This window comes from Hyphomicrobium sp. GJ21, assembly GCF_001006785.1.
Lineage (GTDB): Bacteria > Pseudomonadota > Alphaproteobacteria > Rhizobiales > Hyphomicrobiaceae > Hyphomicrobium_B.
Genome location: NZ_CDHO01000002.1, coordinates 494139 through 517555, shown reverse-complemented (window position 1 = coordinate 517555; position 23417 = coordinate 494139). Strand labels below are relative to the sequence as shown.

Sequence of the window (23417 nt, the reverse complement as noted above, 5' to 3'; positions counted from 1 at the left end):
TGAATAGAAAAGTGGCTGTGCTGGCACGCGCTATTCAAAAGCGTTCAGATCACCTGCATTGCGAACGGCTCAATGATGCGCAAAAGCCTGCAGCGGCGCCACTTGAAGCGTATCGGAATTCAACGCCCTGATGGCTCGTGTGACAGCCACTGCCCCTGACAATGTTGTATAATAGGGGATGTGGTGAAGCAAGGCCGTGCGCCGGATGTCCTTGCTGTCGCTCAGCGCCTTGGAACCTTCGGTTGTATTAAAAACAAGGTGGATATCGCCGTTTTTGATCGCGTCGACGATATGCGGGCGGCCTTCCAGAACCTTGTTGATGCTTTCGCACTGAATTCCGTTCGCTTCCAGGAACCGTTTCGTGCCGCGGGTGGCGACGACCTTGAAGCCCATCGCTTCGAGTTCCTTCACCGGGCCGACGATCCGCGCCTTGTCGCTTTCCTTGACGGACACGAACACCGTGCCGCCCGAGGGCAGCGTCTGTCCGGCGCCGAGCTGGCTCTTGCCGAAGGCCATCGCGAAATCGTGGTCGATGCCCATGACCTCGCCGGTCGAGCGCATTTCCGGTCCGAGGATCGGATCGACGCCGAGGAAGCGTGCGAACGGGAATACGGCTTCCTTGACGGCGATGTGCTTGTAGACCGGCTTCGTCAGCTTGAAGCTCGCGAGCGGCTTGCCCGCCATGATCTGCGACGCAATCGAGGCGATCGGCAGCCCGATGACCTTGGCGACGAACGGCACCGTTCGCGAGGCGCGCGGATTGACTTCGAGAATGAAGACCTCGCCGTCCTTGATCGCGAACTGAATGTTCATCAGGCCGACGACGCCGAGCGCGAGGGCAAGCTCACGCGCTTGCCGTTCGAGTTCGGTGATGATGTCGGCCGAGAGCGAGTGCGGCGGCAATGAGCAGGCGCTGTCGCCCGAGTGAATGCCGGCTTCCTCGATGTGCTCCATGATGCCGGCGACGAAGGTATCCTTGCCGTCAGAAAGGCAATCGACGTCGACTTCGACCGCGTCGGTCAGATAGCTGTCGATCAGAAGCGGGCGCCTCTCGGACACGACGAGTTCGGACGGACGGTCGAGCGTCGCGGATAGGCGCGTGACGTAGCGATCGACCTCGCTGCCGTCGTGGACGATTTCCATCGCGCGGCCGCCGAGGACATACGACGGACGAATGACGACCGGATAGCCGATCGTTTCGGCGACGGCGCGCGCCTCGCCCGGCGTTTTGGCGATGCCGCTTTTCGGCTGCTTGAGATTGAGCTTTTCGATGAGCGCCTTGAAGCGATCGCGGTCTTCGGCGAGATCGATCGCATCCGGCGATGTGCCGAGGATCGGAACACCGGCTTCTTCCAGTGCGCTCGCGAGCTTCAGCGGGGTCTGGCCGCCGAACTGGACGATGACGCCCTTGAGCTTGCCCTTGCTGCTTTCGACGCGGATGATTTCGAGCACGTCTTCGGCGGTCAACGGCTCAAAGAACAGGCGGTCGGAGGTGTCGTAGTCGGTCGAGACGGTTTCCGGGTTGCAGTTGACCATGATCGTCTCAAAGCCGGCCGCCGTCAGCGCAAAGCAGGCGTGGCAGCAGCAGTAATCGAACTCGATGCCCTGGCCAATGCGGTTCGGTCCGCCGCCGAGAATGACGATCTTTTCTTTGTCAGAAGGATCGGCTTCGCAGACGGGATCGCCGCTGAGGCCAGTTTCGTAGGTCGAATACATGTAGGCGGTCGGCGACGCGAATTCCGCCGCGCACGTGTCGATGCGCTTGAAGACCGGCGTCACGCCGAGATCGTGGCGCGCGCGCCGAACGTCGGCTTCGCTCACCTTCGCGAGGTGCGCCAGACGCGCGTCCGAGAAGCCCTGCGCCTTGAGCGCGCGAAGCTGCGTCGCCGTCTTCGGCAGGCCGTGCGCGATGACGCGCGCTTCCGTATCGATGACGCCTTTGATCTCGGCGAGGAACCAGGGATCGATCTTGCTGTACTGGTGGACCTCTTCCTGCGAGAAGCCGAGGCGGAACGCCTGCGCGACTTTCAAGATGCGGTCGAAGGTCGGCCGCGAGACGGCGGCGCGCACGACGTTCTTGTCGTCGCCCTGCCCGATGCCGTCGAGATGGATATCGTCGAAGCCGGTGAGGCCCGTTTCCATCGATCGCAATGCTTTCTGCATGCTTTCGCGGAACGTGCGCCCGATGGCCATCGCTTCGCCGACCGACTTCATCGACGTCGTCAGCGACGTGTCGGAGCCGGGGAATTTCTCGAACGCGAAGCGCGGGATCTTGGTCACGACGTAGTCGATCGTCGGCTCGAAAGATGCCGGCGTCGCACCGCCCGTGATGTCGTTCTGGATTTCGTCGAGCGTGTAGCCGACGGCGAGCTTGGCCGCGACCTTGGCGATCGGGAAGCCGGTGGCTTTCGAGGCGAGCGCGGACGAACGCGAGACGCGCGGGTTCATCTCGATGACGACGAGGCGGCCGTCTGCGGGATTGACCGCGAACTGGACGTTCGAGCCGCCGGTTTCGACGCCGATCTCGCGCAGCACCGCGATCGAGGCATCGCGCATGATCTGGTATTCTTTGTCGGTCAGCGTCAGCGCCGGCGCGACCGTGATCGAGTCGCCGGTGTGCACGCCCATCGGATCGACGTTCTCGATCGAGCAGATGATGATGCAGTTGTCCGCCTTGTCGCGGACGACCTCCATCTCGAATTCCTTCCAGCCGAGGACGCTTTCCTCGACCAGGATCTGCGTCGTCGGCGAGGCGTCGAGCCCGCGCTCGGCGATTTCGAAGAATTCCTCGCGGTTGTAGGCGATGCCGCCGCCGGTTCCGCCGAGCGTGAACGAGGGCCGGATGATCGCGGGCAGGCCAACGTGCTCAAGGGCATCGGCCGCTTCTTCACGCGTGTGGGCGAGTTTGGAGCGCGGCGTCTCGAGCCCGATCGTCTTCATCGCCTCACGGAACAGCTGGCGGTCTTCGGCCTTGTCGATCGCTGCCGCGTTGGCGCCGATCAGTTCGACGCCGTGGCGCTGCAGAATGCCCTGCTGATGAAGCGCCAGCGCGGTGTTGAGCGCCGTCTGTCCGCCCATCGTCGGCAGAATCGCGTCGGGCTTTTCCTTGGCGATGATTTTCGCGACGACTTCGGGCGTGATCGGCTCGATGTAAGTTGCATCCGCCAGATCCGGGTCCGTCATGATCGTCGCCGGATTGGAGTTGACCAGAATGATCCGGTACCCCTCCTCGCGCAGCGCCTTGCAGGCCTGCGTGCCGGAATAATCGAACTCGCACGCCTGGCCGATGACGATCGGGCCGGCGCCGATGATGAGGATGGATTTGATATCGGTGCGTTTGGGCATGCCGCGCAAGCGTTTGGCCGAGGCGAAAGCGGGCGACGCAGCCGGCTCGGCGATTGATGTTTCTGATCTCAGGCTAAGGGGGGCTTATAGGCAAAGGCGGACGGAGGGGGAACCCTGAAAATACTGCGGCATAGGGTTTCGCAACTGTCACACTGTGTCAGAAACTACGCCCTTTCCTCTTTCGCATGCTTCAGGGACGGCAAAAACAAGGTGAGCAGGCCGAGCAGCGGCAAATAAGAGCAGACGTGGTAGACATAGTCGATGCCTTTGGCGTCGGCGACGATGCCGAGAACGGCGGCCGCGATTCCCGCGATCCCGAACGCGAATCCGAAGAACAGCCCCGAGATCATGCCGACACGCCCTGGCACCAGTTCCTGGGCGAAGACGACGATCGCCGAAAACGCCGACGCCAGCACGACGCCGATGACGATGGTCAGCGCTATGGTCCACTCGAGATTGGCGTAAGGCAGCGCCAGCGTGAACGGCAGAACGCCGAGGATCGAAATCCAGATCACCGTCTTTGTACCGATGCGATCGCCGATCGGGCCGCCGAGAATCGTACCCGCGGCAACAGCGCCGAGAAACGCGAACAGCATCAGCTGCGATTGCTGCACGGACACGCCGAATTTATGGATCGCGTAGAATGTGTAGTAGCTCGTCAGGCTCGCCATGTAGATATATTTCGAGAAAACGAGCACGGCCAATGTCGCAATCGCGAGTATGGTGCGATCGCGCGGAAAGGGCATTGCAGGAGCTTCGGCGCCAGCTTTTGGACGCCCGCGAACGGAGCTTCCCCACTGGCTGACGCGCCAGAGAATGGCGATGCCGAGAAGCGCAATGACAGCGAACCACGCGATGCTCGACTGCCCATAAGGCAGCACGATAAACGCCGCGAGCAACGGTCCGAGCGCCGTTCCGAAATTGCCGCCGACCTGAAACAGGGACTGCGCGAGGCCGTGACGTCCGCCGGATGCCAGCCGGGCGATGCGCGATGATTCAGGATGAAATACAGCCGATCCGAGACCGACCAGCATCGCTCCGATGAGCAGCATCGCGTAGCCGTGCGCAAACGACAGCAGGACTAGTCCGAGCAGCGTCGAGGTCATGCCGGCGCTGGTCGAATATTCGACGGGACGGCGATCGGTGTAATAGCCGATGAGCGGCTGCAGCAGCGAGGCGGTGCCTTGAAACGCCGTTGTCAAAAGCCCGATCTGCCAGAACGACAGGCCGTAGCTGGTCTTCAGCATCGGATAAACGGCGGGCAGCAACGACTGCATCACGTCGTTGAGCAGATGGCAGAAGCTCACCGCCAGCAAAATCGAGAACGTTACCTTGGCGGCCGCCGGCCGGGCGTCCACGGATGACTCAATCGCGCTCATGAGGATCTATCTCCGGCCGCCGCTTGTAGCGGCATAGCCGGCAGAGGTCACCCTTGGAGAGGGCATAGCAGCTATCGAAGCGCGGGCAGGACCGGCGCCGGTCCTGGACGCAGTTCCAGCGGCCTTACTTGCCGGTATCGGATGCCGCACCCGGAGCGGGCGCTGGCGAAGCTGGCGGTGCAGCGGCAGGAGCCGGAGCGGCGATATCCTTCGGCGGCTCGATCTTGAGGTCGAGCGGGAACGCATACGTCGTCTTGAAGATCGGCTTGTCGTCGCGGCCCGGAACGAGCAGCGCGTTGCTGTACGGCAGGCCGGTCATGGCATCGACGTAGAACACGCGATAGGTCTGGTTTCTGAACGACTCGCCTTTGGCGGGCTGGCTTTCGAGCTTGTAGGACATGACGTCATGTCCATCGACTTTGGTTTTGCCGTTGCACGCGTAGCTGCCGATATCTTTCTGCTCGACGAGAACCGACTCTTCGACCTGCGTCTGCAATTGTCCGGCGACGTTCGCGGGCATCGGCGTCCAGCTTCCCTCGCCGCGGCGCGACCACGCTTCGCGGCCGATGAGGATGATCTCCGATGACGCCTTCGTCACGGTGTTTGTCACCTTCTGGTGCATACGATCGGGGAGGATGTAGTCGACCTCCATCGTCGACGGACCGTTCTCGGTGATCATGTTGCTGGTCATGCGGAACCAGGACGACTTGCGCAGCTTCTGCAGCGACGCGGCGACTTCCTGGCTGCACGGGTTCGGCGGCGTCTTCGCTTCGGCGGCTTCAGGCGCGGTTCCGAGCGGGATCGGCTCCGCCTGCGCAACGCTCACGAAGGAGGCGACGGCGGCAAGGGCACTTGCAAAGCGGCGCATTGACGAAATCCTTGAGAAAAGCCGGACGCAGCGAAACCTAGTGAAGCTTTTGCACGGGCGCGTTTGCCGGCGCAACGATCTCGACATCGGTCGGATAAGAATACTTCACTTTCAACGCGGGAGGCGCGCTGCCGCCGAGCGCCGCGATGATGTTGTAGGCGGGTTTGCCGCTTGCCGGATCGACGTAGACCGTACGCGCCATGACCGTTGATGGGTCCGCGCCCTCGGCGGCTTTCTCCGCAAGCCGGTACGCGACGAAATCCTGATCGTCGAGCTTCAAGTTGCCGACGCACTCGAAATCACCGAGGTTTTTCGGCTCGCCGACCGCTGAGGCAAACTCCGCGATGATCGATTGCGTGAATTGCGGCAGAAGCTCTTCGAACGCCCCACCGGATCCGGCATAGGCGCGATTGCCGATCAGCATCGTCTGCTGCTCGCCGGGCATCGCAGGCGACGTCACCGTCTGCAGCATCTTATCGGGCGGCATATAGTCGATAACCATATGCACTTCGCCTTCCGCCGACGGCTGGCTGAACTCGACGCGGAAGACCTTGGATGTGCGCTGCTTCTCGAATGCCGCGAGAACGTCCTTGCTGCAATCGGCAGCGGATGCGGGGGCGGCCACCGCAATCATGAGACAAGCCAAACCAAGTGCGCGCATCATTCCTCCGGGTGTTTTTTCCTGGCTTATAGCCAAGTTTGCCCGTGGCGCGTGCTTAAAGTTCAGCAAGGTTTATCGGGCGGCAATGGCTCGGCCGCCTCGGTCGCTTCGGCTCAGCGCTCGCGGCGCACGGCCTGGCCTTTCTGCTCGCGCATCAGGTTGACGAAGCGCGTGAAGAGATAGTGGCTGTCCTGCGGGCCGGGCGACGCCTCGGGGTGATGCTGCACCGAGAACACCGGCTTGCCTTCGAGCGCGAGGCCGCAATTCGAGCCGTCGAACAACGACACGTGCGTTTCGACGACGCCTTTCGGCAGGCTCTCGCGATCGACGGCGAAGCCGTGGTTCATCGAGACGATCTCGACCTTGTTGGTCGTGAAGTCCTTCACGGGATGGTTGGCGCCATGATGGCCCTGATGCATTTTGCGGGTCTTGCCGCCGAGCGCGAGGCCCAGCATCTGGTGGCCGAGGCAGATGCCGAAAACGGGCTTGCCGCTGTCGACCAGCTTCTTGATTTCGGGCACCGCGTATTCGCCGGTTGCCGCGGGATCTCCAGGGCCGTTCGACAGGAAGACGCCGTCGGGATTGCGGGCGAGCACGTCCTCGGCCTTCTCGGTGGCAGGGACGACCGTCACCTTGCAACCCGCCGAGGCGAGGCAGCGGAGAATATTGCGCTTCAAGCCGTAGTCGATGGCGACGACGTGGAACTCGGGATTTTCGTTGCGGGTAAAGCCCTGGTTCCACACCCAGCGCTGCTCGTCCCAGGAATAGCTCTGGCCGCTCGTCACGTCGGGGACGAGATCGAGACCGAGAAGGCCGGGCCAGGCTTTCGCCTCGGCTTTCAGTTTATCGATGTCGAAATTGCCTGACGGATCGTGCGCGATGACGGCATTCGGCATGCCCTTCTCACGGATGCGGGCGGTGAGCGCGCGCGTATCGATGCCGCTGATGGCGATGATGCCGCGCGTCTTCAGCCAGGCATCGAGATTTTCGGCGGAGCGATAGTTCGAGGGCTCGGTGATGTCGGCGCGCAGAACGCAGCCGCGCACACCCGAACGCGAGGCAAGGTTCGACGTTTCGGTGTCTTCCGAATTGGCGCCGACGTTGCCGATATGCGGGAACGTGAAGGTGATGATCTGGCCGGCGTAGCTCGGATCGGTCAGGATTTCCTGATAGCCGGTGATGGCGGTGTTGAAGCACACCTCGCCGACGGCCGAGCCTGTCGCGCCGAGACCGCGCCCGGCGATCACGGTGCCGTCGTCGAAAACGAGGCGTGCGGTCAGGGGCACATCTGTCCAGGGTTCAGGTGCAGTCATCGGTCATCCGGGTGTTGGAGCGCCAAGCCGCTTAGCGGCTGAAATTGCGCCGGAACCTATGGGAACGTCCCTGCTCCGTCAATTGCGCGAGATATGCCGCACCGGGGGCCTCTCTTGCCCTGGCGGACATGCCCTCCTAAACCACGGTCTTGCAATTCAGGAGGCGACCATGCGTGCCAAGATCAGCAACGACCTCAAGGGGGCGATGAAAGCCGGAGAGAAACAGCGCGTCGCGACGCTGCGTCTCATCAACGCCGCCATCCAGTCTGCCGAGATCGAAGCGAAGAAAGACCTCGACGACGCAGGCATCCTCGCCGTCATGACCAAGATGGTGAAGCAACGTCGCGATTCCATCGAGCAGTATACCAATGGCGGCCGTCCCGACCTCGCCGAGACCGAGCAGGCCGAGATCGCCATCATCGAGGCGTATCTGCCCAAGCAGATGGACGAGAGCGAGGTCGCGGCCGCGGTCCAGTCGGCGATTCAGGAAGCTGGCGCTGCTTCGGCGAAGGACATGGGCAAGGTCATGGGCGTGCTGAAAGCGAAGTACGCCGGGAAGATGGATTTTCAGAAGGCGAGCGCCGCCGTCAAAGCCGCGCTCGGCTAGAGCTTTCTCGCTGGCCCGGCAGGGCTGTGGAAAGCGGGTATGCCTGCTGGCATTTTGCTCAAGCCGCGCAACGCGCTCCGGCGAATCACTTAATCCGGTCGTACAGGACGAAATCTGGGATTTGCCGAGGCTTCCGCGCACCGATGCGATTCAATCCGAATTTTCTGGATGAGATCCGCGCGCGGCTGCCGGTCAGTCAGGTCGTCGGGCGCAAGGTGGCGCTGAAGAAGGCCGGGCGCGAATACAGGGGCCTGTCGCCGTTCAAGACCGAGAAAAGCCCGTCTTTCTTCGTCAACGACCAGAAGGGCTTCTACCATTGCTTCGCCTCGGGCGAGCACGGCGACATCTTCACCTTCCTGATGAAGACGGAAGGCCTCGAATTTCCGGAGGCCGTCGAGCGTCTCGCGCAGGAAGCGGGCGTTCCGATGCCGAAGCAGCCGGAGCGCAACGTCGCCGAGGAAGACCAGCGCGACAGGCTTTATCGGCTGCTCGAAGCCTCAGCGGCGTTTTTCGAGGAGAGCCTGCGTTCGGGCCTCGGCGCGGAGGCGCGGCGCTACATCGAAAAGCGCGGGCTTCAGCACGAAACCATTCAAGCCTTCCGGCTCGGATTCGCGCCAAGCTCGCGCACGGCGTTGACGGCGCATCTCAAGGGCAAGGGATTCTCGCTCGCCGACATGGCGTCGGCCGGAATGCTGATCGCGGGCAACGATATCCCGGAGCCCTACGATCGCTTCCGCAATCGCGTCATGTTTCCGATCCTCGATCTCAAGGGGCGGGTTATCGCGTTCGGCGGGCGGGCGCTCGAAAAGGACGTTCCGGCGAAGTATCTGAACTCTCCTGAGACGCCGCTCTTCCACAAGGGGCACACGCTGTTCAACGCAGCGCGGGCGCGATCGGCGGCTCATGACAAGAACCGCGTCATCGTCGTCGAAGGCTACATGGACGTGGTGGCGCTCGCCGAGGGCGGTTTTGCCGAGTCCGTCGCGCCTCTGGGCACGGCGCTGACGGAAGATCAGGTCAAGCTGCTCTGGCGTTTCGCGCCGGAACCGACGCTTTGCTTCGACGGCGACAGTGCCGGTCGCAAGGCCGCCGACCGTGCCGTCGAGGTCGCGCTGCCGTGGCTGAAGCCCGGCCATAGCCTCGGCTTCGCATTCCTGCCGGACGGGCTCGATCCGGACGACCTCATCCGTCAGCAGGGCGCGGCGGCGATGTCGGACGCGTTGTCGAAAGCGCGGCCGCTGGTCGACGTTCTCTGGGAGCGCGAGCTTCGGGCCGCCCCCTCCGATACGCCGGAACAGCGTGCGGCGCTCGAAGCCCGTCTTTTTGCCCTGGTCGGTACGATTCAGGATGCAACCGTGCGTTCGCACTATCAGCGCGAACTCCGCGACAGGTTGTATCAGCTTGGACGTAATCGATTTCCGCGCCCGATGGCGGGATTGCCTACCGGCCGGCAAGGTGGTGGCATCGCACAGGCGTCTTATGCTCGCCCCGTCGCGGCGCCGGACTGGAAGGCACGCGACCGTGCCCGCCTCAACGGTCCGGAACGACGTTTCACGAAGAAAAACAATGCGCCTGAGCTGGTTAACGCCAGTCCAGAACTCGCTGGACACATGCAAAGCGTACTCCCGCGCGAGGCGCTGATCATGAAGACGTTGCTCAACCATCCCTGGCTGATCGACGAGCACTCGGAAGCCATCGCGGTCATCGAATTTTCGTCGCAGCCGCTCACCGCGCTCCGGGACGAGATTTTAGCGGTGCATGCGCGGCAGAATTCCCTTGACAGGGCCTCTCTAGGCACCCAATTGAGCAAATCGGGGGTTGCAAAGGTGGTGGACCTCGTCGCGCGAACGATTACGCACATCAGCGACCGTTTTGCCGAGCCAGATGCCTCCGCCACCGATGTCGAAGCCGCCTGGAACCATATTCTTGCTTTGCATCAGCGGCAGGACGCTTTGGGGCGCGCGCTGAAGGCAGCGGAAGAAGCTTGGTACCGGGATTGCACGGAAGAGGCTGAGACTCACCTTCTCGACATCAAACGCCAGATCGCCCGCGAGGCGTCGATGGACCAGATGGATACCGAGATCGACCAACCCGCCGACGACACTCCGATCGTTAAGCGCGCCGGTTAGGCGCGTGGACGTTTATCCGGCCCCGGGCATTGCGATGCGGCAACCGTCTGGGACCTGAAAAGATTGATCTTAAGGCCGGTCCCTCAGAACGGCCTGTACACAAGGACAGCAGAATGGCACGCGCCCAGCAGGCAGCTCAGAAAACGGAAGAGAAAGAGCAACCGGCAGCCGACGCGCCCGAGCGCGACAGCCCCCTGCTCGATCTTTCCGACCAGGCGGTCAAACGCCTTTTGAAGTCGGCGAAGGCCAAGGGCTACGTGACGCTCGATCAGCTCAACTCGGTGCTGCCGTCGGAAGAGGTTTCGTCCGATCAGATCGAAGACCTGTACGCGACGCTTTCCGACATGGGCATCACGGTCGTCGAGAACGAGGACGGTGAAGAAGCGGCCGAAGGCAGCGAAGAGAGCGGCGACGAGGAGGAAGGCCGCGCGCTGGTCGCGCAGAACAACGCGCTCGTCAAAAGCGAAGCGAAGTCGGAGCCTGCCGAGCGCACCGACGATCCCGTGCGCATGTACCTGCGCGAGATGGGCTCCGTCGAACTCTTGTCGCGCGAAGGCGAAATCGCCATTGCGAAGCGCATCGAGGCCGGCCGCGAAGCCATGATCGCGGGCCTCTGCGAAAGCCCGCTGACGTTCCAGGCCATCATCATCTGGCGCGACGAACTCAACGAAGGCAAGATTCTGCTTCGCGACATCATCGATCTCGAAGCAACCTACGAAGGGCCGGAAGCGAAAGAGGTTCAGGAGACCGCATCGGAAGATTCGCCCGAGCCGGAGCAGCCTGCTGCTAATCAGCGTCCCTCGGGCGCGCCGGAAGGCGAAGGCGACGACGAGGACGAATTCGAAAATGCGATGTCGCTCGCCGCGATGGAAGCCGAGCTGAAACCGAAAGTCCTCGAGACGTTCGACCAGATCGCTGCGACGTACAAGAAGCTCCGCAAGCAGCAGGACAAGAAGCTCGAGCAGCAGCTCGTCGGCGACCAGGGCTCGCGCCAGCAGCAAAAAGCTTACGAGAAAATCCGCGACGAGATCATCGTCGACGTGAAATCGCTGTCGCTCAACAACAACCGCATCGAGAGCCTCGTCGAACAGCTTTACGCGATCAACAAGCGCTTGATCGGTCTCGAAGGCCGGCTGATGCGTCTTGCCGACAGCTACGGCGTGCCGCGCCAGCACTTCATCGACGAATACTACGGCAACGAGCTCGACCAGACGTGGCTCGACCGCGTCGCCGGCAACGGCAAGAAATGGGGCCAGTTCGTCAAGACCGAGCGGACCCAGGTCGTGGATATTCGCACTGAAATCCATCAGCTCGCGACGGAAACCGGCCTCGAAATTCCCGAGTATCGCCGCATCGTCAAGGCGGTGCAGAAGGGCGAGCGCGAGGCGCGTCAGGCGAAGAAGGAAATGGTCGAGGCCAACCTTCGCCTCGTCATCTCGATCGCCAAGAAATACACCAACCGCGGCCTGCAATTCCTGGATCTCATCCAGGAAGGCAACATCGGCCTGATGAAGGCGGTCGACAAGTTCGAGTACCGCCGCGGCTACAAGTTCTCGACCTACGCGACGTGGTGGATCCGTCAGGCGATCACGCGCTCGATCGCCGACCAGGCGCGCACGATCCGCATCCCGGTGCACATGATCGAGACGATCAACAAGATCGTCCGCACGTCGCGCCAGATGCTGCACGAGATCGGCCGCGAGCCGACACCGGAAGAACTCGCAGAAAAGCTTGCGATGCCGCTCGAAAAGGTTCGCAAGGTTCTGAAGATCGCGAAGGAGCCGATCTCGCTCGAAACGCCGATCGGCGACGAGGAAGACTCGCACCTTGGCGACTTCATCGAGGATCGCAACGCGGTGTTGCCGATCGAAGCGGCGATCCAGTCGAACCTGCGCGATACGACGACGCGCGTGCTCGCCTCGCTGACGCCGCGCGAAGAACGCGTGCTGCGCATGCGCTTCGGCATCGGCATGAACACCGACCACACCCTGGAAGAAGTCGGCCAGCAATTCTCGGTGACGCGCGAACGCATCCGTCAGATCGAAGCCAAGGCGCTGCGCAAGCTCAAGCACCCGAGCCGGTCGCGTAAGCTGCGGAGCTTCCTCGATAACTGATCCAACAAAAAGGGCCGCGAAAGCGGCCCTTTTTCATTGATGCGAAACCTCTCGCCTTATCCGACGACGACGTCGCTGATCTGGATGACGGGAGACAGGTCGGTGTAGTTCTTGATATCGCCCATGATCTCTTTCGCGTGCGGTCCGAAGCCCGCCTGGAAGGCATCGACGGAATCGCAAAACAGGTGGCACATCGCAACGTAGGTCGCCGGAGCGCCGGGCGCGCCGCCCGCGATGCCTTTGTCGACCGTGTACGATTTGCAGTGATCGCCCATTTTGGCTTTGACCATCGGCATGTGCTTTTCGGCGTAATAGGCATGATCGAAACGCGCGCCGGGAACGTTCGGGTACATCACGCTGACCTTGATCATAGTGGGGTTCCTCCTCCAATCGCGCGGAAGCGCGCTCTGGCGCGTGCTTAGAGCTGCCGGCGCACGTGTGCAACCGGGTTCGCGCCAGGTCATCGTATACGCGGCGGTCTATTCGATTTTTATGATTTCGGCTTCGCCGCTTCCGGCCTTTACGGTATCGCCTTCCGCTTTTCCAAGCAGGGCTTGCGCCAAGGGCGAAACGTAGGAGATCGAGCCTTTCGCGGGATCGGCTTCGTCCTCGCCGACGATGCGGAATTTCTGCATGCGGCCATCGTTGCGTTCGAGCGTGACGCGGGCGCCGAACGCTACGACGGAGGCGTCGCTCGCAGGCGGCTGAAGCTCCGCCGTCGCGAGGCGCTGGCTCCAATAGCGCAGATCGTGGGATGCGCGTGCGATCGCGTTGCGGTCGTCCGACTCGCGCCCAGCGTTCAGGTCCTCCTGCAGCCGCTTGATCTCGCCCTCGATCAGCGCGAGGCCTTCCGGAGTGACGAGGTTGCGATGCTCGGAAACCAGCCTCTCGGGAAGCTCGTCGAGCGCCTCTGTTTCTTTGACGAATGCTCTGCTCATTGCGTTAACATAGGAAGTTCAGGAGCCCGGTTCCAGCATGCGCCAATTGCAACAGACCATCACGATTAACACGAATGGCGTCAGCCTCACCGAATTTACGGAGACAGTCGCCGAGATCGTCGAAGCTTCCGGGATTGAAGCCGGGCTTGCGCATGTTTTTTGCCGCCACACCTCGGCATCGCTTCTGATCCAGGAAAACGCCGATCCCGACGTGCAGCGCGATCTCGTCGCGTTTTTCAAGCGGCTCGTGCCGGACGGCGATTCCCTCTTCATTCATCGCGCCGAAGGCCCCGACGACATGCCCGCGCACGTCAAAACCGCACTGACGCAGACGACGCTGACCATTCCGGTTGCAAGCGGCAAGCTGATGCTCGGCACCTGGCAGGGGATCTATCTTTTCGAGCACCGGCGGCGGCCGCACGCGCGCTCCATCGTCGTTCACGTCGTCGGCGAGTGAGAACTCTGCTCGCCGGGCGCGTTTTTATGTTTCGAACTCGCCCGGACGTCAGAAATGTCGCGTTTACCGCACTCAGCATGCGCATGGAAGGCGGGGGGCTGACCTGCTAAGACCGCCACGAGTTTTCATGAATCGGAAGCCTGGAGATCCCCGATGTCCGACACGACTGCTGAATCGCAAGCCCGCAGTGCAACCGCCGCTTTGATCCGCGATTACTACGCCGCCTTCAACCGCGGCGACACCGACGCGATGATCGATTTCATGACCGACGACGTCATCCACGACATCAACCAGGGCGAGCGGCGTCAGGGCAAGGAGAAGTTTCGCGCCTTCAACGCGCGCATGACGCACAATTACAAGGAAGAGCTCAAAGACATCGTCGTGCTCGTGTCCAAGGACGCGACGCGCGCGGCGGCGGAATTCAACGTACACGGCGTTTATAAGAACACCGAGGAAGGCCTTCCCGATGCCATCGGTCAGAAATATGTGCTGCCCGCCGGAACGTTTTTTGCGATCCGCGACGGCAAGATCGCGCGCGTCACAACGTATTACAATCTGACCGACTGGATTGCTCAGGTCGCAGGCTGAAGGAAAGAGACGGATGGCAGCGGCGGAGAAAAAGAAGCTCGACGTCAAGTCGGTCACGGGTGAGGACATCTACAAGATCCTTCCCGATCTCGCGCGGCTGCGCATCGTCGTCTTCCGCGACTGGCCGTATCTCTACGACGGCACGCTCGAGTACGAAGAAAAGTATCTGAAGAGGTTTGCCGCTGCGAAAGGCGCCGTCGTCATCACGGCCTACGACGGCGCGGAGATGGTTGGGGCGTCGACCGCCGCGCCGATGATTGAGCACGCGGACGAGTTCGGCGAGCCGTTCCTCAAGGCGGGCTACGACATCTCGAAGATCTTCTATTGCGGCGAGAGCGTGCTGCTCAAAAGCCATCGCGGCTATGGCCTTGGTCACGCGTTCTTCGACGGTCGCGAGGCGCAGGCGCATAAGCTCGGTGGTTTTCAGTATTCGACATTCTGCCGGGTCGTCCGTCCCGACGATCACCCGTTGAAACCGGCGGATTATGCCCCACTTGATCCGTTCTGGAATAAGCGCGGCTACCATCCTGTCGACGGCATCGTTGCCACCTACGACTGGAAGGATGTCGACCAGCCGGACGAAACCCGCCACGACATGCAGTTCTGGATGAAGACGCTTTGACGAAGCAGCCAAAGTCTTTGAAAGTCGCGAGTGCGCAATATCCCATCGGCCAGCCGAATACGCTTGCCGAATGGGAGCAGAAGGTTGCTGTCTGGGTGAAGAACGGCGCCGCGACGGGCGCCTCGCTTCTCGTCTTTCCGGAATACGCCGCGATCGAGCAGGCCGCGTGCTTCGGGCCTGAGGTCTACAGCGATCTGAAGCTGACGCTGGCGAAGGTCGCGGAGCTGACGGCCGAGCGCGTGCAGTTCCACGCCGATCTCGCGAAGAAGCACAAGGTCCACATTCTGACCGGATCGGGGCCGCTGCTCAAATCGGACGGCAGTTACGTCAACGCGGCGCAACTCGTGACGCCGGACGGCTCAATCGGCGAGCAGGAAAAGCTCGTGATGACGCCATTTGAACGCGACTGGGGAATTTCGGCTGGCACGAACGTGCGCGTGTTCAAGACCAAGCTCGGCACGTTCGGAATCGCGATCTGCTACGACAGCGAATTTCCGCTGCTCGTCCGCGCGATGGCGGAAGCCGGCGCAGAAGTCGTGCTGGTGCCGTCGTGCACCGAGCGCGTCTCGGGCTATCACCGCGTGCGCACGGGTTCGCTGGCGCGGGCGCTCGAAAACGGCATCGCGACGGTGCAAAGCCCGACCGTCGGCGATGCACCGTGGTCTCCGGCTGTCGATTTCAATGCCGGTGCGGCGGGCATTTACGTGCCTTCCGAACAGGGCGTCTCCGACACCGGCGTGCTCGCGCAAGGAACGCTCAACGCCGCCGAATGGGTTACGGCGGCGATCGATCTCGAGCGGCTGCGCCGCGTGCGCGAGATGGGCGAGATGCACAATTACTGCGACTGGGCTTTGCAGCCTGGCGCGCCGATGCGGCGAGTCGACGTCGAGACCGTCGAACTCGCCTAACATCTGCTTATTTCAGCGCCCAGGTCGTCGTAACGCGCGCTTCGAGCGTGCTCGTTCCGCGTTCGACTGGAACGGACGCGTCGTGCGCCTTGGCAAGGCGCGGCGCGGCGAAGACCACCGGAGCATCGGTCGTCGTTTCTTCCGATATCTGAAGCACCTGCCCGACCTCGGCGCCTGCGGCGGTTGCCAACAGCTTGGCGCGGCGCAAGGCGTTTGCGATCGCATCCTTGCGTGCATCGTCCTTCAGCGTTTCGGCTTTCGAAACCTCGAATGCCAGACCTTGAATCTGATTGGCGCCTGCGCTCACCAGATCATCGAGCACGGTTCCGAGATTTCCAAGATCGCGAACGAGCACGACGACCTGATTGCTGACGCGGTAGCCTCTGAGCGTCGGCGGCTGGCCGTCCTTGGAATAATCCATCACCGGCTCGACATTGAACGACGCCGTCTGAATGTCCTTCGCGTCGATGCCTTTGGTTTTCAGCGCCGCAATGACTTTGTTCATTGCCTCGGAGTTGGCGGTCAGTGCGTCGCGTGCGGTTGGGGCTTCGGTCGCGACGCCGGACGTGATGCGCGCCTGATCGGGCTCGGCCTCGGCCGTTCCCGTCGCTGAAACCGTGATCGTACGTTCCATGTCCTTGTCCCCGGCATAGCTTGCGGAAAGCGGCAGCATCGCGATCAAAGCGGCGGCGACGACGCCTGTGAGAATTATTCCTTCAAAAGCGCGCAGCTTATTGTTCAACATCGATTTTCAACTCCTCAGACTGGCGCAAATGTCGCTATAGATCGTTGACGGAAAAAAGAAGGCAAAAGGCTGTCGGGCCGTTGAACATCTGGTATGAGAGCCCGGCGTGGGCCCGTAGCTCAATGGTTAGAGCTGACGGCTCATAACCGTCTGGTTCCAGGTTCGAGTCCTGGCGGGCCCACCAATCATATCAATAACATAGATCGTTTCACCAGAGCTGACCGCGCGTTTCGCGCGAGGCGCCGGTCGATGTCGCGTGACCGCTCCTCGCATTGCATGAGCATGTCTCTCCGGCAATTGCCGATCGCCTTTGCTGCGCTCAACGCTTTTTCCGAGATTTGACGAGCGAGCCGCATGCGACGCTTGAGCGACGCGTGGCGATGCATAAGGCCTCCGTGAGTGAGACGCCGATAATGATTTCGCGTTCGTCTGCGTCGGTCCTCGCGCTGCGTGAGTCAGCCCCAGCATCGCGTGCAACAGATGCGATTGCGCACTCATCTTCATGTTGCGACAACGCATTGCGATCTGCGACGCATTCGCAGAGACTTCGCTCGTGTGCGGTTTCCGGCGATTGCAGGGTTTCGCAATCTGCATTCTTCAGTGTACGATTTTCTGTGCGTGACAGATTGCGTCGCTGTCGCGGTGCATTGAACTTGATTTTTTGGAGGCTGCGGCCCGGTTAGAGAGGAGACACGATGAGTGGCATTTACAGCAGGCTGTGGCTTTCGCTCGCCTTCGTCTTTGCCTTCTCGCTTGCCTCATCTGCTCACGCGATTGAAACCACAGCAAATATCGACCTGACGCGCCATCCCGTCGGGATTCTGAGCCTCGCCATTTTCTTCATCGCCTATGGACTTGTGGCCGTCGAGAAGGCCATCCAGCTGCGCAAGTCGAAGCCCGTCATGCTCGCGGCCGGCCTCATATGGGCGCTGCTTGGCATCATCTACGCGATGCATGGCGAAAGCAAAGCCATCGAAGCCGCCGCCAAGCACGTTATTCTCGACTACGGCGAGCTGATGCTGTTCCTCGTGGTGGCGATCACCTACGTCAATACCATGCAGGAGCGGCGCGTTTTCGACGCTTTGAGAAGCAAGCTCGTCAACCTCAATCTCTCATACCGCCAGCTTTTCTGGCTGATCGGCGGATTGGCCTTCGTATTCGGCCCGATCATCGACAACCTCACCACGGCACTGGTGATGGGCGCCGTCGTCGTCGCAGTCGGCGTCGGCAACTACCAGTTCATCGTGATGGGGTGCATCATCATCGTCGTCGCCGCCAATGCCGGCGGCGTCTTCTCGCCGTTCGGCGACATCACGTCCCTCATGGTCTGGCAGAAGGGCAAGCTCAGCTTTTTCGAGTTTTTCTATCTGTTCCTGCCGTCGCTGGTGAACTTTCTCGTTCCGGCGACGCTGATGCATTTCGGCGTTCCGAAAGGCGTGCCCGAACCCTGGGGCGATGCGAAGCGTCTGAAGCCCGGCGGCATCGCGGTCATCTGGCTGTTTCTCGCGACGCTCGTGACGGCGGTGTCGTTCAAGACGTTCCTCGGCCTGCCGCCCGCGCTCGGGATGATGCTCGGTCTTGGATACCTGCAGATGTACAGCTACTTCCTGCAGCGCATCGCGCAACGTCGCAACGACAAGGATTTCGGGTTCGACTCGCTGCGCGAGATGCGGCACGTCGAATGGGATACGCTGCTGTTTTTCTTCGGCATCATTTTCGCCGTGGCCGGACTTGGCGTGGCGGGATATCTCGCGCTGCTTTCCAATTATCTTTACGGCACTCTCGGCGCGACGACGGCGAATATCGCAATCGGAATTCTCGGCGCGGCATTCGACAACATCCCGCTGATGTTCGCGGTGCTCACCATGAATCCCGACATGTCGAACGGGCAATGGATGCTCGTGACGCTGAGCACGGGCGTCGGGGGCAGTCTCGTGTCCATCGGGTCCGCTGCCGGCGTCGTGCTGATGGGGCTCGTGCGCAATCACTACACGTTCATGAACCATCTCCGTTGGGCATGGGCGATTGCGATAGGCTTCGTGGCGAGCATCTTCACGCATTTATGGGTGAATGCTGCGCTGCTCTAAGGCTCGCTGCGCGAGACACATCCGCGATCGCAATGAAGCGCTAATTTGAATCTGGTTTTCATAACAATGAAAGCTCAATTCGGGCTTGCGGGTGCGAATTGCGCTATCCGACGCCGGAATAATCGCTAACATCGCGGCACGGGCCAGAGGACACTTGGGGGAAGACGCTCAAAACCAAGGAGTTCATGATCATGAAAAAGATGATTATCGCGACCGCCTTCTGCGCGCTTCTCTCTGGCGCGGCCCTCACTCCCGCACTTGCTGACGATCAACCTGCAAATGATCCGGCGCGCCACCGCATGGGCGATGACGGAAAGCTTCCGGCAACGAACAGCGCGACGACGCGTGTGCCTGACATGGGCGCGGGGACGGGAGAGAGCAGCGGCGCATCGGGCTCGCATCGCATGGGTGACGAGGGCACGCTTCCCGCGACCGGCAATGTCGGCACGCGCGTTCCCGATCAGGGCGCAGGCTCGCAAAATCCGAAATAGCAATTCCGCAAACGTTCGAGGACGGCCACACCCATGCGCAACCGGCAGGACGAGCGTGCCGGTTGCGCTTGCGATGGTTCTTCGCCCTCAATCTCGCGGACGACTATGACGGCCGCGAGAAAACGTAAGCGAGGCCGGTGAGCATCAGTGCGGCTACCGCGATCGCGGGGACGGCCGACGGTTGCGTTCCGATCCAGAATAGAACGTAGCCAACCGCACATCCGCCGAGCGCGGCGAGCTTTGCGTGCCGGGGGATCGCGCCGCGTTCCCGCCAATCGCGCAGCAACGGACCGAAGACCTGATGCGACAGCAACCACGCTTCAAGGCGCGGCGACGATCTTGCGAAGCAGGCTGCCGCGAGAATGATGAAGGGGGTCGTCGGCAAAATCGGCAGGAACGCGCCGACGACGCCCAGCGCGACGAAGAACAATCCGGCTGAGGCGAATAAGATGCGCAACGGATGAGTATCTTTCGTTGGAGCCTAAGCTTCGGCAAACCGGCGTTTCGACGTCGACGATCGCGACGGATTGTGTGTACGCTCGATGAGCGACGATATCGACTCTGTGCCGGGTGGACACTACGGGAACGCTGTCGAATTTCGCCGCAGCCCGCCTCAGCCTAATCGGCAGAAAGATATCAGCCTTGGCCATTGCCTACGAACGAGCCGACGACCTCGATGCGGAAACCTTTATCCGTGTTCTTAGAAGCTCAGGCCTTGCCGAGCGGCGTCCGGCGGAAGACCGCGACCGCATCGCGCGCATGCTCGCGGGATCGAATCTGCTCGTCGTCGCGCGTGATGGCGACGATGTGATCGGCGTGGCGCGGTCCGTCACCGACTTCGCGTATTGCTGCTATCTTTCGGACCTCGCGGTCGATCGCGCCTATCAAGGCCGAGGCATCGGGCGGCGATTGATCGAGGAGACCCGGCGCGCGGCCGGGCCGGAATCGATGTGTCTGCTGCTGTCGGCGCCAAATTCGGTCAGCTTCTATGAGGCGATCCAGATGCCGAGCCAGCCGCGCGCTTTCATGTTTCCGCGCGAGCGCTAAAACCGTCGTCACTGCGGATCGACAAGCGATGTCTTGCCGATGTCGGCAATTGTCCGCAGACCCGCGAGCGCCATCGTGACATCGAGTTCCTTGGCGATGATCTCGAGAGCCTTCGTCACGCCCTCTTCGCCTGCCGCGCACACGCCATAGAGATATGCGCGGCCGAGCAGGCAGCCGCGCGCTCCGAGCGCCAGCGCGCGAAACACGTCCTGGCCGGAACGGATGCCGCCGTCGAACAGAATTTCCGTGTCCGACCCGACCGCGTCGGCGATGCGGGGCAGGATCGAGATCGACGACGCCGCGCCGTCGAGCTGGCGTCCACCGTGGTTCGAAACGACGATGGCGTCGGCGCCGGCTTTCACAGCCTCGCGCGCATCTTCGACGTCGAGAATGCCTTTGACGATCAGCTTGCCCGGCCAGCGCTCCCTGATCCAGGCCACGTCGTCCCACGACAGCGCCTGATCGAACTGGCTGTTGATCCAGTCCATATAGGACGTGAGGTTTTCCGTGCCCGCGATGCGGCCTACGACGTTGCCGAATGTTCTACGCTTGCCGAGCAGCACGCCCGCGATCCAACGCGGCTTGGATAGAATATGCGCGATGGTCTTCAGGCGGATGCGCGGCGGCACCGTCATGCCGTTATGAATGTCGCGATGGCGCTGTCCGAGAACTTGCAAGTCGGCGGTTAGAACCAGCGCGCTGCACCTCGCGGCGTGAGCGCGTGCGATCAGATCGGCAATGAAGCCGCGATCCTTCATGAAGTAGAGCTGAAACCAGAACGGCTTCTCGACCGCGTTTGCGACGTCTTCGATCGAACAGATCGACAGCGTGCTGAGCGTATAGGGAATGCCCGCCTTTTCGGCCGCGCGCGCGGCTGCGATCTCGCCGTCGCGATGCGCCATGCCGGTCAAGCCGACGGGGGCCAGCGCCAACGGAAGCGGCTGCTTCACGCCGAGCAGAGATTGCGAGAGATCGCGGTTCGAAGCGCCGCACAGAATGCGCTGGCGAATTTTTATGCTGGCGAGGTCATCGCGGTTGGCGCGCAGCGTCTGTTCGGAATACGAGCCGGACTCGTAATAGTCCATGAACTCGGGTGGCACCTTGCGGTGCGCGATGCGCCGAAGATCCTCGATGCAGGCTACGGATTTCAGCGACACGCGACGCATCCATCGATTGTGCGTTGTCGACGGGACTTCGCGTCAGCCATCTTCTTGAATGGAAATCGCGACGCCCGGGTGGACGCACTTGAGCTGGCGGACGTCGTCGAGAGCTTTCGCCCAGACGTTACTTGGCCCGGCAAGGCGGATTTCTCCGCGCGTGCGCGAGAGAGGCGTTGGACCGAAGCCGATCGCGATCGCGTCGCCGTCGGGCCAGAATGCGATGTCGCCCGGTTTGACGACGACACGGGCGTCAGGTTCAGCGGCGGACGAAACCGGTGCATCGAAGTAGACTTCCTCGCCCCACGTCCTGGCGGCGGCTTCGATCGGCAGCGCGGCCCATATTCGCTCTGCAGTCGGCGTATCGAGCAATTTCGCGCGAATTGCTACGCCTCCGGCCCGGATCACAATCTTCCGCATACGCCTCAACCCCTTAAGGCCTGCGCGACCGGGACGAGACGCGGCCGCAAGGGCCAAGCTTCTCATTGCAGCGCGAAGTCTTCAAGGGTCTCGGCGGCACATGCGGCAAACAATTTCGCAGGATCGCGACCGAGAACACCGGCGCCGCGGAGGCACCCGATCCCGTTCAAAGGGTCGCACGGCGGAGCACAAAGCGGATTTGCGTTCTACGACCGGGCGCGCTCCGGCGGCGTACTTTTCGCCGGAGCATCAGGCAAAGCCTAGGATTTTACTCAGGCCGGCGGCGGGCCGAAAATCATCACCGCGTTGAGGCCACCGAATGCGAACGAGTTCGACATCGTGTAGGTGACCTTCTTTTCGCGACCGACGTTCGGGATGTAGTCGAGGTCGCAACCCTCGCCCGGCTCGTCGAGACCGATCGTCGGGGGCACCCAGCCTTCCTGCATCGCCTTGATGCAGGCGACCGCCTCGATACCGCCGCCGGCGCCGAGCGGGTGCCCGTGCATCGACTTGGTCGAGGAAATCGGAAGCTTGTAGGCATAGTCGCCGAAGACGTTCTTGATCGCCTTGGTCTCGTTGATGTCGTTGTCCATCGTCGCGGTGCCGTGCGCGTTCAGGTAGTCGATCTGCTCCGGCTTCAGCCCTGCGTCGTCGAGCGCACCCTGCATGGCGACGCTCGGACCTTCGACGGTCGGCTTCACCATGTCCTGGCTGTCGGAGGCCATGCCGTATCCGCACAGCTCGGCAAGGATCGTCGCGCCGCGCGCCTGCGCGTGTTCCAGGCTTTCGAGCACGAGGATGCCCGCGCCTTCCGCCAGCACCGTTCCGTTGCGCTTCTTCGCGAACGGGAAGCAGCCTTCCGGCGAAAGAACGTGCAGCGCCTGCCAGGCCTTCATCGTTCCGTAGTTGATGACAGATTCCGAAGCGCCGGCGATCGCGACGTCGACGACGTTGTCGCGGATGTAGTCGCGGGCGATGCCGATGGCGTGCGTCGCCGTCGAGCAGGCCGAGCAGGTCGCGAAGGTCGGGCCTTTGACGCCGAACTCGATGCCGACGTGGGCCGCAGCCGAGGAACCGATGATGCGCAGCAGCGTCAGCGGATGGGTCGCGCGCTTGTTGAGAATGAAGAGGTCGCGATAGGCGGTTTCAAATGTGACGAGACCGCCCGCGCCCGAACCGATGATGCACGCCGAGCGATAGGGATCGGCTTCCGGCAATTCGAGGCCCGACATGCGCACGGCTTCGTCGGCAGCGGCCGCCGCGAACCAGGAGTAGCGGTCGGCGAGCGTGATGATGCGGTCGCGCTTGAAGTGCTTCAGGCGCTGCTTCGGGTCGAAATCCTTGATCTGCGCCGCGATCAGGATCTTGAGATCGTCGAGAGGAAAGCCGCCCAGCGCGCTGACGCCGGATTTACCTGCTTTCAATCCGGCCCAGAATTCATCGACCGTCGTTCCGATCGGCGTCACAACGCCGAAACCCGTTACGACGACACGGCGGCCTGCTTTACTCTTCGACATTCATCAGCTCTTTCTCATCTCACG

The 23417-nt window shown here is 61.9% G+C and carries 22 protein-coding genes and 1 tRNA gene; 11 read left to right on the top strand and 12 right to left on the bottom strand.

Features of this window, described 5'->3' with window-relative positions; all coding sequences use genetic code 11:
• Positions 1-69: 69 nt before the first annotated feature.
• From carB to carA, 5 genes are all read right to left on the bottom strand, one after another.
• Complete coding sequence (gene carB, locus HYPGJ_RS05420) at positions 70-3345, bottom strand: carbamoyl-phosphate synthase large subunit (protein WP_046846225.1); 3276 nt, start codon at positions 3343-3345, stop codon at positions 70-72.
• A gap of 164 nt (positions 3346-3509) precedes the next feature.
• Positions 3510-4724: an MFS transporter gene (locus HYPGJ_RS05415; protein WP_046846224.1), complete on the bottom strand. Its 1215-nt coding sequence runs from the start codon at positions 4722-4724 to the stop codon at positions 3510-3512.
• A gap of 124 nt (positions 4725-4848) precedes the next feature.
• The gene (locus HYPGJ_RS05410; protein ID WP_046846223.1) at positions 4849-5592 is read right to left on the bottom strand and encodes a hypothetical protein; all 744 of its coding nucleotides are present in this window, start codon (positions 5590-5592) and stop codon (positions 4849-4851) included.
• Positions 5593-5629: 37 nt separating this feature from the next.
• A complete protein-coding gene (locus HYPGJ_RS05405; RefSeq protein WP_046846727.1) occupies positions 5630-6253 on the bottom strand; it encodes a hypothetical protein in 624 nt (207 codons plus the stop codon).
• A gap of 113 nt (positions 6254-6366) precedes the next feature.
• Entirely contained in the window at positions 6367-7566 is a 1200-nt protein-coding gene (carA, locus tag HYPGJ_RS05400) for a glutamine-hydrolyzing carbamoyl-phosphate synthase small subunit (RefSeq protein WP_046846222.1), read from the bottom strand.
• A gap of 169 nt (positions 7567-7735) precedes the next feature.
• Here carA and HYPGJ_RS05395 point away from each other — a divergent pair, with 169 nt between their 5' ends.
• The 3 genes from HYPGJ_RS05395 to rpoD all read left to right on the top strand — a co-directional run bounded on the left by HYPGJ_RS05395 (position 7736) and on the right by rpoD (position 12416).
• The gene (locus tag HYPGJ_RS05395; RefSeq protein ID WP_013215780.1) at positions 7736-8173 is read left to right on the top strand and encodes a GatB/YqeY domain-containing protein; all 438 of its coding nucleotides are present in this window, start codon (positions 7736-7738) and stop codon (positions 8171-8173) included.
• A 143-nt stretch (positions 8174-8316) separates the two neighbouring features.
• A complete protein-coding gene (dnaG, locus tag HYPGJ_RS05390; protein WP_046846221.1) occupies positions 8317-10302 on the top strand; it encodes a DNA primase in 1986 nt (661 codons plus the stop codon).
• Positions 10303-10415: 113 nt separating this feature from the next.
• The gene (gene rpoD, locus HYPGJ_RS05385; RefSeq protein ID WP_046846220.1) at positions 10416-12416 is read left to right on the top strand and encodes an RNA polymerase sigma factor RpoD; all 2001 of its coding nucleotides are present in this window, start codon (positions 10416-10418) and stop codon (positions 12414-12416) included.
• 56 nt (positions 12417-12472) lie between these two features.
• Here the strand turns inward: rpoD and HYPGJ_RS05380 are convergent, their stop codons facing one another.
• Entirely contained in the window at positions 12473-12787 is a 315-nt protein-coding gene (locus HYPGJ_RS05380) for an EthD family reductase (protein ID WP_046846219.1), read from the bottom strand.
• 108 nt (positions 12788-12895) lie between these two features.
• The gene (gene greA / locus HYPGJ_RS05375) at positions 12896-13354 is read right to left on the bottom strand and encodes a transcription elongation factor GreA (RefSeq protein WP_046846218.1); all 459 of its coding nucleotides are present in this window, start codon (positions 13352-13354) and stop codon (positions 12896-12898) included.
• 37 nt (positions 13355-13391) lie between these two features.
• Between greA and HYPGJ_RS05370 the strand changes: the two genes are divergently transcribed.
• The 4 genes from HYPGJ_RS05370 (at position 13392) to HYPGJ_RS05355 (ending at position 15929) form a co-directional block, all read left to right on the top strand.
• Entirely contained in the window at positions 13392-13811 is a 420-nt protein-coding gene (locus HYPGJ_RS05370) for a secondary thiamine-phosphate synthase enzyme YjbQ (RefSeq protein ID WP_046846217.1), read from the top strand.
• A 153-nt stretch (positions 13812-13964) separates the two neighbouring features.
• Positions 13965-14399 (top strand): ketosteroid isomerase-related protein, encoded by a 435-nt coding sequence (locus HYPGJ_RS05365; RefSeq protein ID WP_046846216.1) that lies wholly within the window; start codon positions 13965-13967, stop codon positions 14397-14399.
• Positions 14400-14412: 13 nt separating this feature from the next.
• Positions 14413-15021, top strand: a complete 609-nt coding sequence (locus HYPGJ_RS05360) for a hypothetical protein (protein WP_046846215.1) — start codon at positions 14413-14415, stop codon at positions 15019-15021.
• Positions 15018-15929 (top strand): carbon-nitrogen hydrolase family protein, encoded by a 912-nt coding sequence (locus HYPGJ_RS05355; protein WP_046846214.1) that lies wholly within the window; start codon positions 15018-15020, stop codon positions 15927-15929. The genes HYPGJ_RS05360 and HYPGJ_RS05355 overlap by 4 nt, the downstream gene beginning before the upstream one ends.
• 7 nt (positions 15930-15936) lie before the next feature.
• Here the strand turns inward: HYPGJ_RS05355 and HYPGJ_RS05350 are convergent, their stop codons facing one another.
• Positions 15937-16674 carry an SIMPL domain-containing protein gene (locus HYPGJ_RS05350; protein ID WP_046846213.1) on the bottom strand — a complete coding sequence of 246 codons (738 nt, stop codon included), beginning with the start codon at positions 16672-16674 and terminating at the stop codon, positions 15937-15939.
• A 108-nt stretch (positions 16675-16782) separates the two neighbouring features.
• Here HYPGJ_RS05350 and HYPGJ_RS05345 point away from each other — a divergent pair.
• The 3 genes from HYPGJ_RS05345 to HYPGJ_RS05335 all read left to right on the top strand — a co-directional run bounded on the left by HYPGJ_RS05345 (position 16783) and on the right by HYPGJ_RS05335 (position 19252).
• Positions 16783-16858 (top strand) — tRNA-Ile (locus tag HYPGJ_RS05345).
• 511 nt (positions 16859-17369) lie between these two features.
• Positions 17370-18761, top strand: coding sequence for a sodium:proton antiporter NhaD (gene nhaD / locus HYPGJ_RS05340; RefSeq protein WP_046846212.1), 1392 nt, complete (start codon positions 17370-17372; stop codon positions 18759-18761).
• Between the two features lie 191 nt (positions 18762-18952).
• Positions 18953-19252: a hypothetical protein gene (locus HYPGJ_RS05335; RefSeq protein WP_046846726.1), complete on the top strand. Its 300-nt coding sequence runs from the start codon at positions 18953-18955 to the stop codon at positions 19250-19252.
• 103 nt (positions 19253-19355) lie between these two features.
• On the opposite strand, the gene HYPGJ_RS05330 is transcribed toward HYPGJ_RS05335, so the two are convergent.
• On the bottom strand, positions 19356-19709 hold the full coding sequence (locus HYPGJ_RS05330; protein ID WP_046846211.1) for a YbaN family protein: 354 nt from the start codon (positions 19707-19709) through the stop codon (positions 19356-19358).
• Between the two features lie 185 nt (positions 19710-19894).
• Between HYPGJ_RS05330 and HYPGJ_RS05325 the strand changes: the two genes are divergently transcribed.
• Positions 19895-20299 (top strand): GNAT family N-acetyltransferase, encoded by a 405-nt coding sequence (locus HYPGJ_RS05325; protein ID WP_046846210.1) that lies wholly within the window; start codon positions 19895-19897, stop codon positions 20297-20299.
• A gap of 8 nt (positions 20300-20307) precedes the next feature.
• Here HYPGJ_RS05325 and HYPGJ_RS05320 read toward each other — a convergent pair whose 3' ends face one another.
• The 3 genes from HYPGJ_RS05320 to HYPGJ_RS05310 form a co-directional block, all read right to left on the bottom strand.
• Positions 20308-21450, bottom strand: a complete 1143-nt coding sequence (locus HYPGJ_RS05320; RefSeq protein ID WP_046846725.1) for an alpha-hydroxy acid oxidase — start codon at positions 21448-21450, stop codon at positions 20308-20310.
• Positions 21451-21498: 48 nt separating this feature from the next.
• Positions 21499-21876 (bottom strand): cyclophilin-like fold protein, encoded by a 378-nt coding sequence (locus HYPGJ_RS05315; protein ID WP_046846209.1) that lies wholly within the window; start codon positions 21874-21876, stop codon positions 21499-21501.
• A 272-nt stretch (positions 21877-22148) separates the two neighbouring features.
• Complete coding sequence (locus HYPGJ_RS05310; RefSeq protein WP_046846208.1) at positions 22149-23393, bottom strand: beta-ketoacyl-[acyl-carrier-protein] synthase family protein; 1245 nt, start codon at positions 23391-23393, stop codon at positions 22149-22151.
• Positions 23394-23417: the final 24 nt, after the last annotated feature.

Bases quoted from the DNA above. Each gene is read 5' to 3' on its own strand.
- carB (WP_046846225.1), bottom strand. From the start codon at position 3,345: ATGCCCAAACGCACCGATATCAAATCCATCCTCATCATCGGCGCCGGC.
- HYPGJ_RS05415 (WP_046846224.1), bottom strand. From the start codon at position 4,724: ATGAGCGCGATTGAGTCATCCGTGGACGCCCGGCCGGCGGCCGCCAAG.
- HYPGJ_RS05410 (WP_046846223.1), bottom strand. From the start codon at position 5,592: ATGCGCCGCTTTGCAAGTGCCCTTGCCGCCGTCGCCTCCTTCGTGAGC.
- HYPGJ_RS05405 (WP_046846727.1), bottom strand. From the start codon at position 6,253: ATGCGCGCACTTGGTTTGGCTTGTCTCATGATTGCGGTGGCCGCCCCC.
- carA (WP_046846222.1), bottom strand. From the start codon at position 7,566: ATGACTGCACCTGAACCCTGGACAGATGTGCCCCTGACCGCACGCCTC.
- HYPGJ_RS05395 (WP_013215780.1), top strand. From the start codon at position 7,736: ATGCGTGCCAAGATCAGCAACGACCTCAAGGGGGCGATGAAAGCCGGA.
- dnaG (WP_046846221.1), top strand. From the start codon at position 8,317: ATGCGATTCAATCCGAATTTTCTGGATGAGATCCGCGCGCGGCTGCCG.
- rpoD (WP_046846220.1), top strand. From the start codon at position 10,416: ATGGCACGCGCCCAGCAGGCAGCTCAGAAAACGGAAGAGAAAGAGCAA.
- HYPGJ_RS05380 (WP_046846219.1), bottom strand. From the start codon at position 12,787: ATGATCAAGGTCAGCGTGATGTACCCGAACGTTCCCGGCGCGCGTTTC.
- greA (WP_046846218.1), bottom strand. From the start codon at position 13,354: ATGAGCAGAGCATTCGTCAAAGAAACAGAGGCGCTCGACGAGCTTCCC.
- HYPGJ_RS05370 (WP_046846217.1), top strand. From the start codon at position 13,392: ATGCGCCAATTGCAACAGACCATCACGATTAACACGAATGGCGTCAGC.
- HYPGJ_RS05365 (WP_046846216.1), top strand. From the start codon at position 13,965: ATGTCCGACACGACTGCTGAATCGCAAGCCCGCAGTGCAACCGCCGCT.
- HYPGJ_RS05360 (WP_046846215.1), top strand. From the start codon at position 14,413: ATGGCAGCGGCGGAGAAAAAGAAGCTCGACGTCAAGTCGGTCACGGGT.
- HYPGJ_RS05350 (WP_046846213.1), bottom strand. From the start codon at position 16,674: ATGTTGAACAATAAGCTGCGCGCTTTTGAAGGAATAATTCTCACAGGC.
- nhaD (WP_046846212.1), top strand. From the start codon at position 17,370: ATGAGTGGCATTTACAGCAGGCTGTGGCTTTCGCTCGCCTTCGTCTTT.
- HYPGJ_RS05335 (WP_046846726.1), top strand. From the start codon at position 18,953: ATGAAAAAGATGATTATCGCGACCGCCTTCTGCGCGCTTCTCTCTGGC.
- HYPGJ_RS05315 (WP_046846209.1), bottom strand. From the start codon at position 21,876: ATGCGGAAGATTGTGATCCGGGCCGGAGGCGTAGCAATTCGCGCGAAA.
- HYPGJ_RS05310 (WP_046846208.1), bottom strand. From the start codon at position 23,393: ATGTCGAAGAGTAAAGCAGGCCGCCGTGTCGTCGTAACGGGTTTCGGC.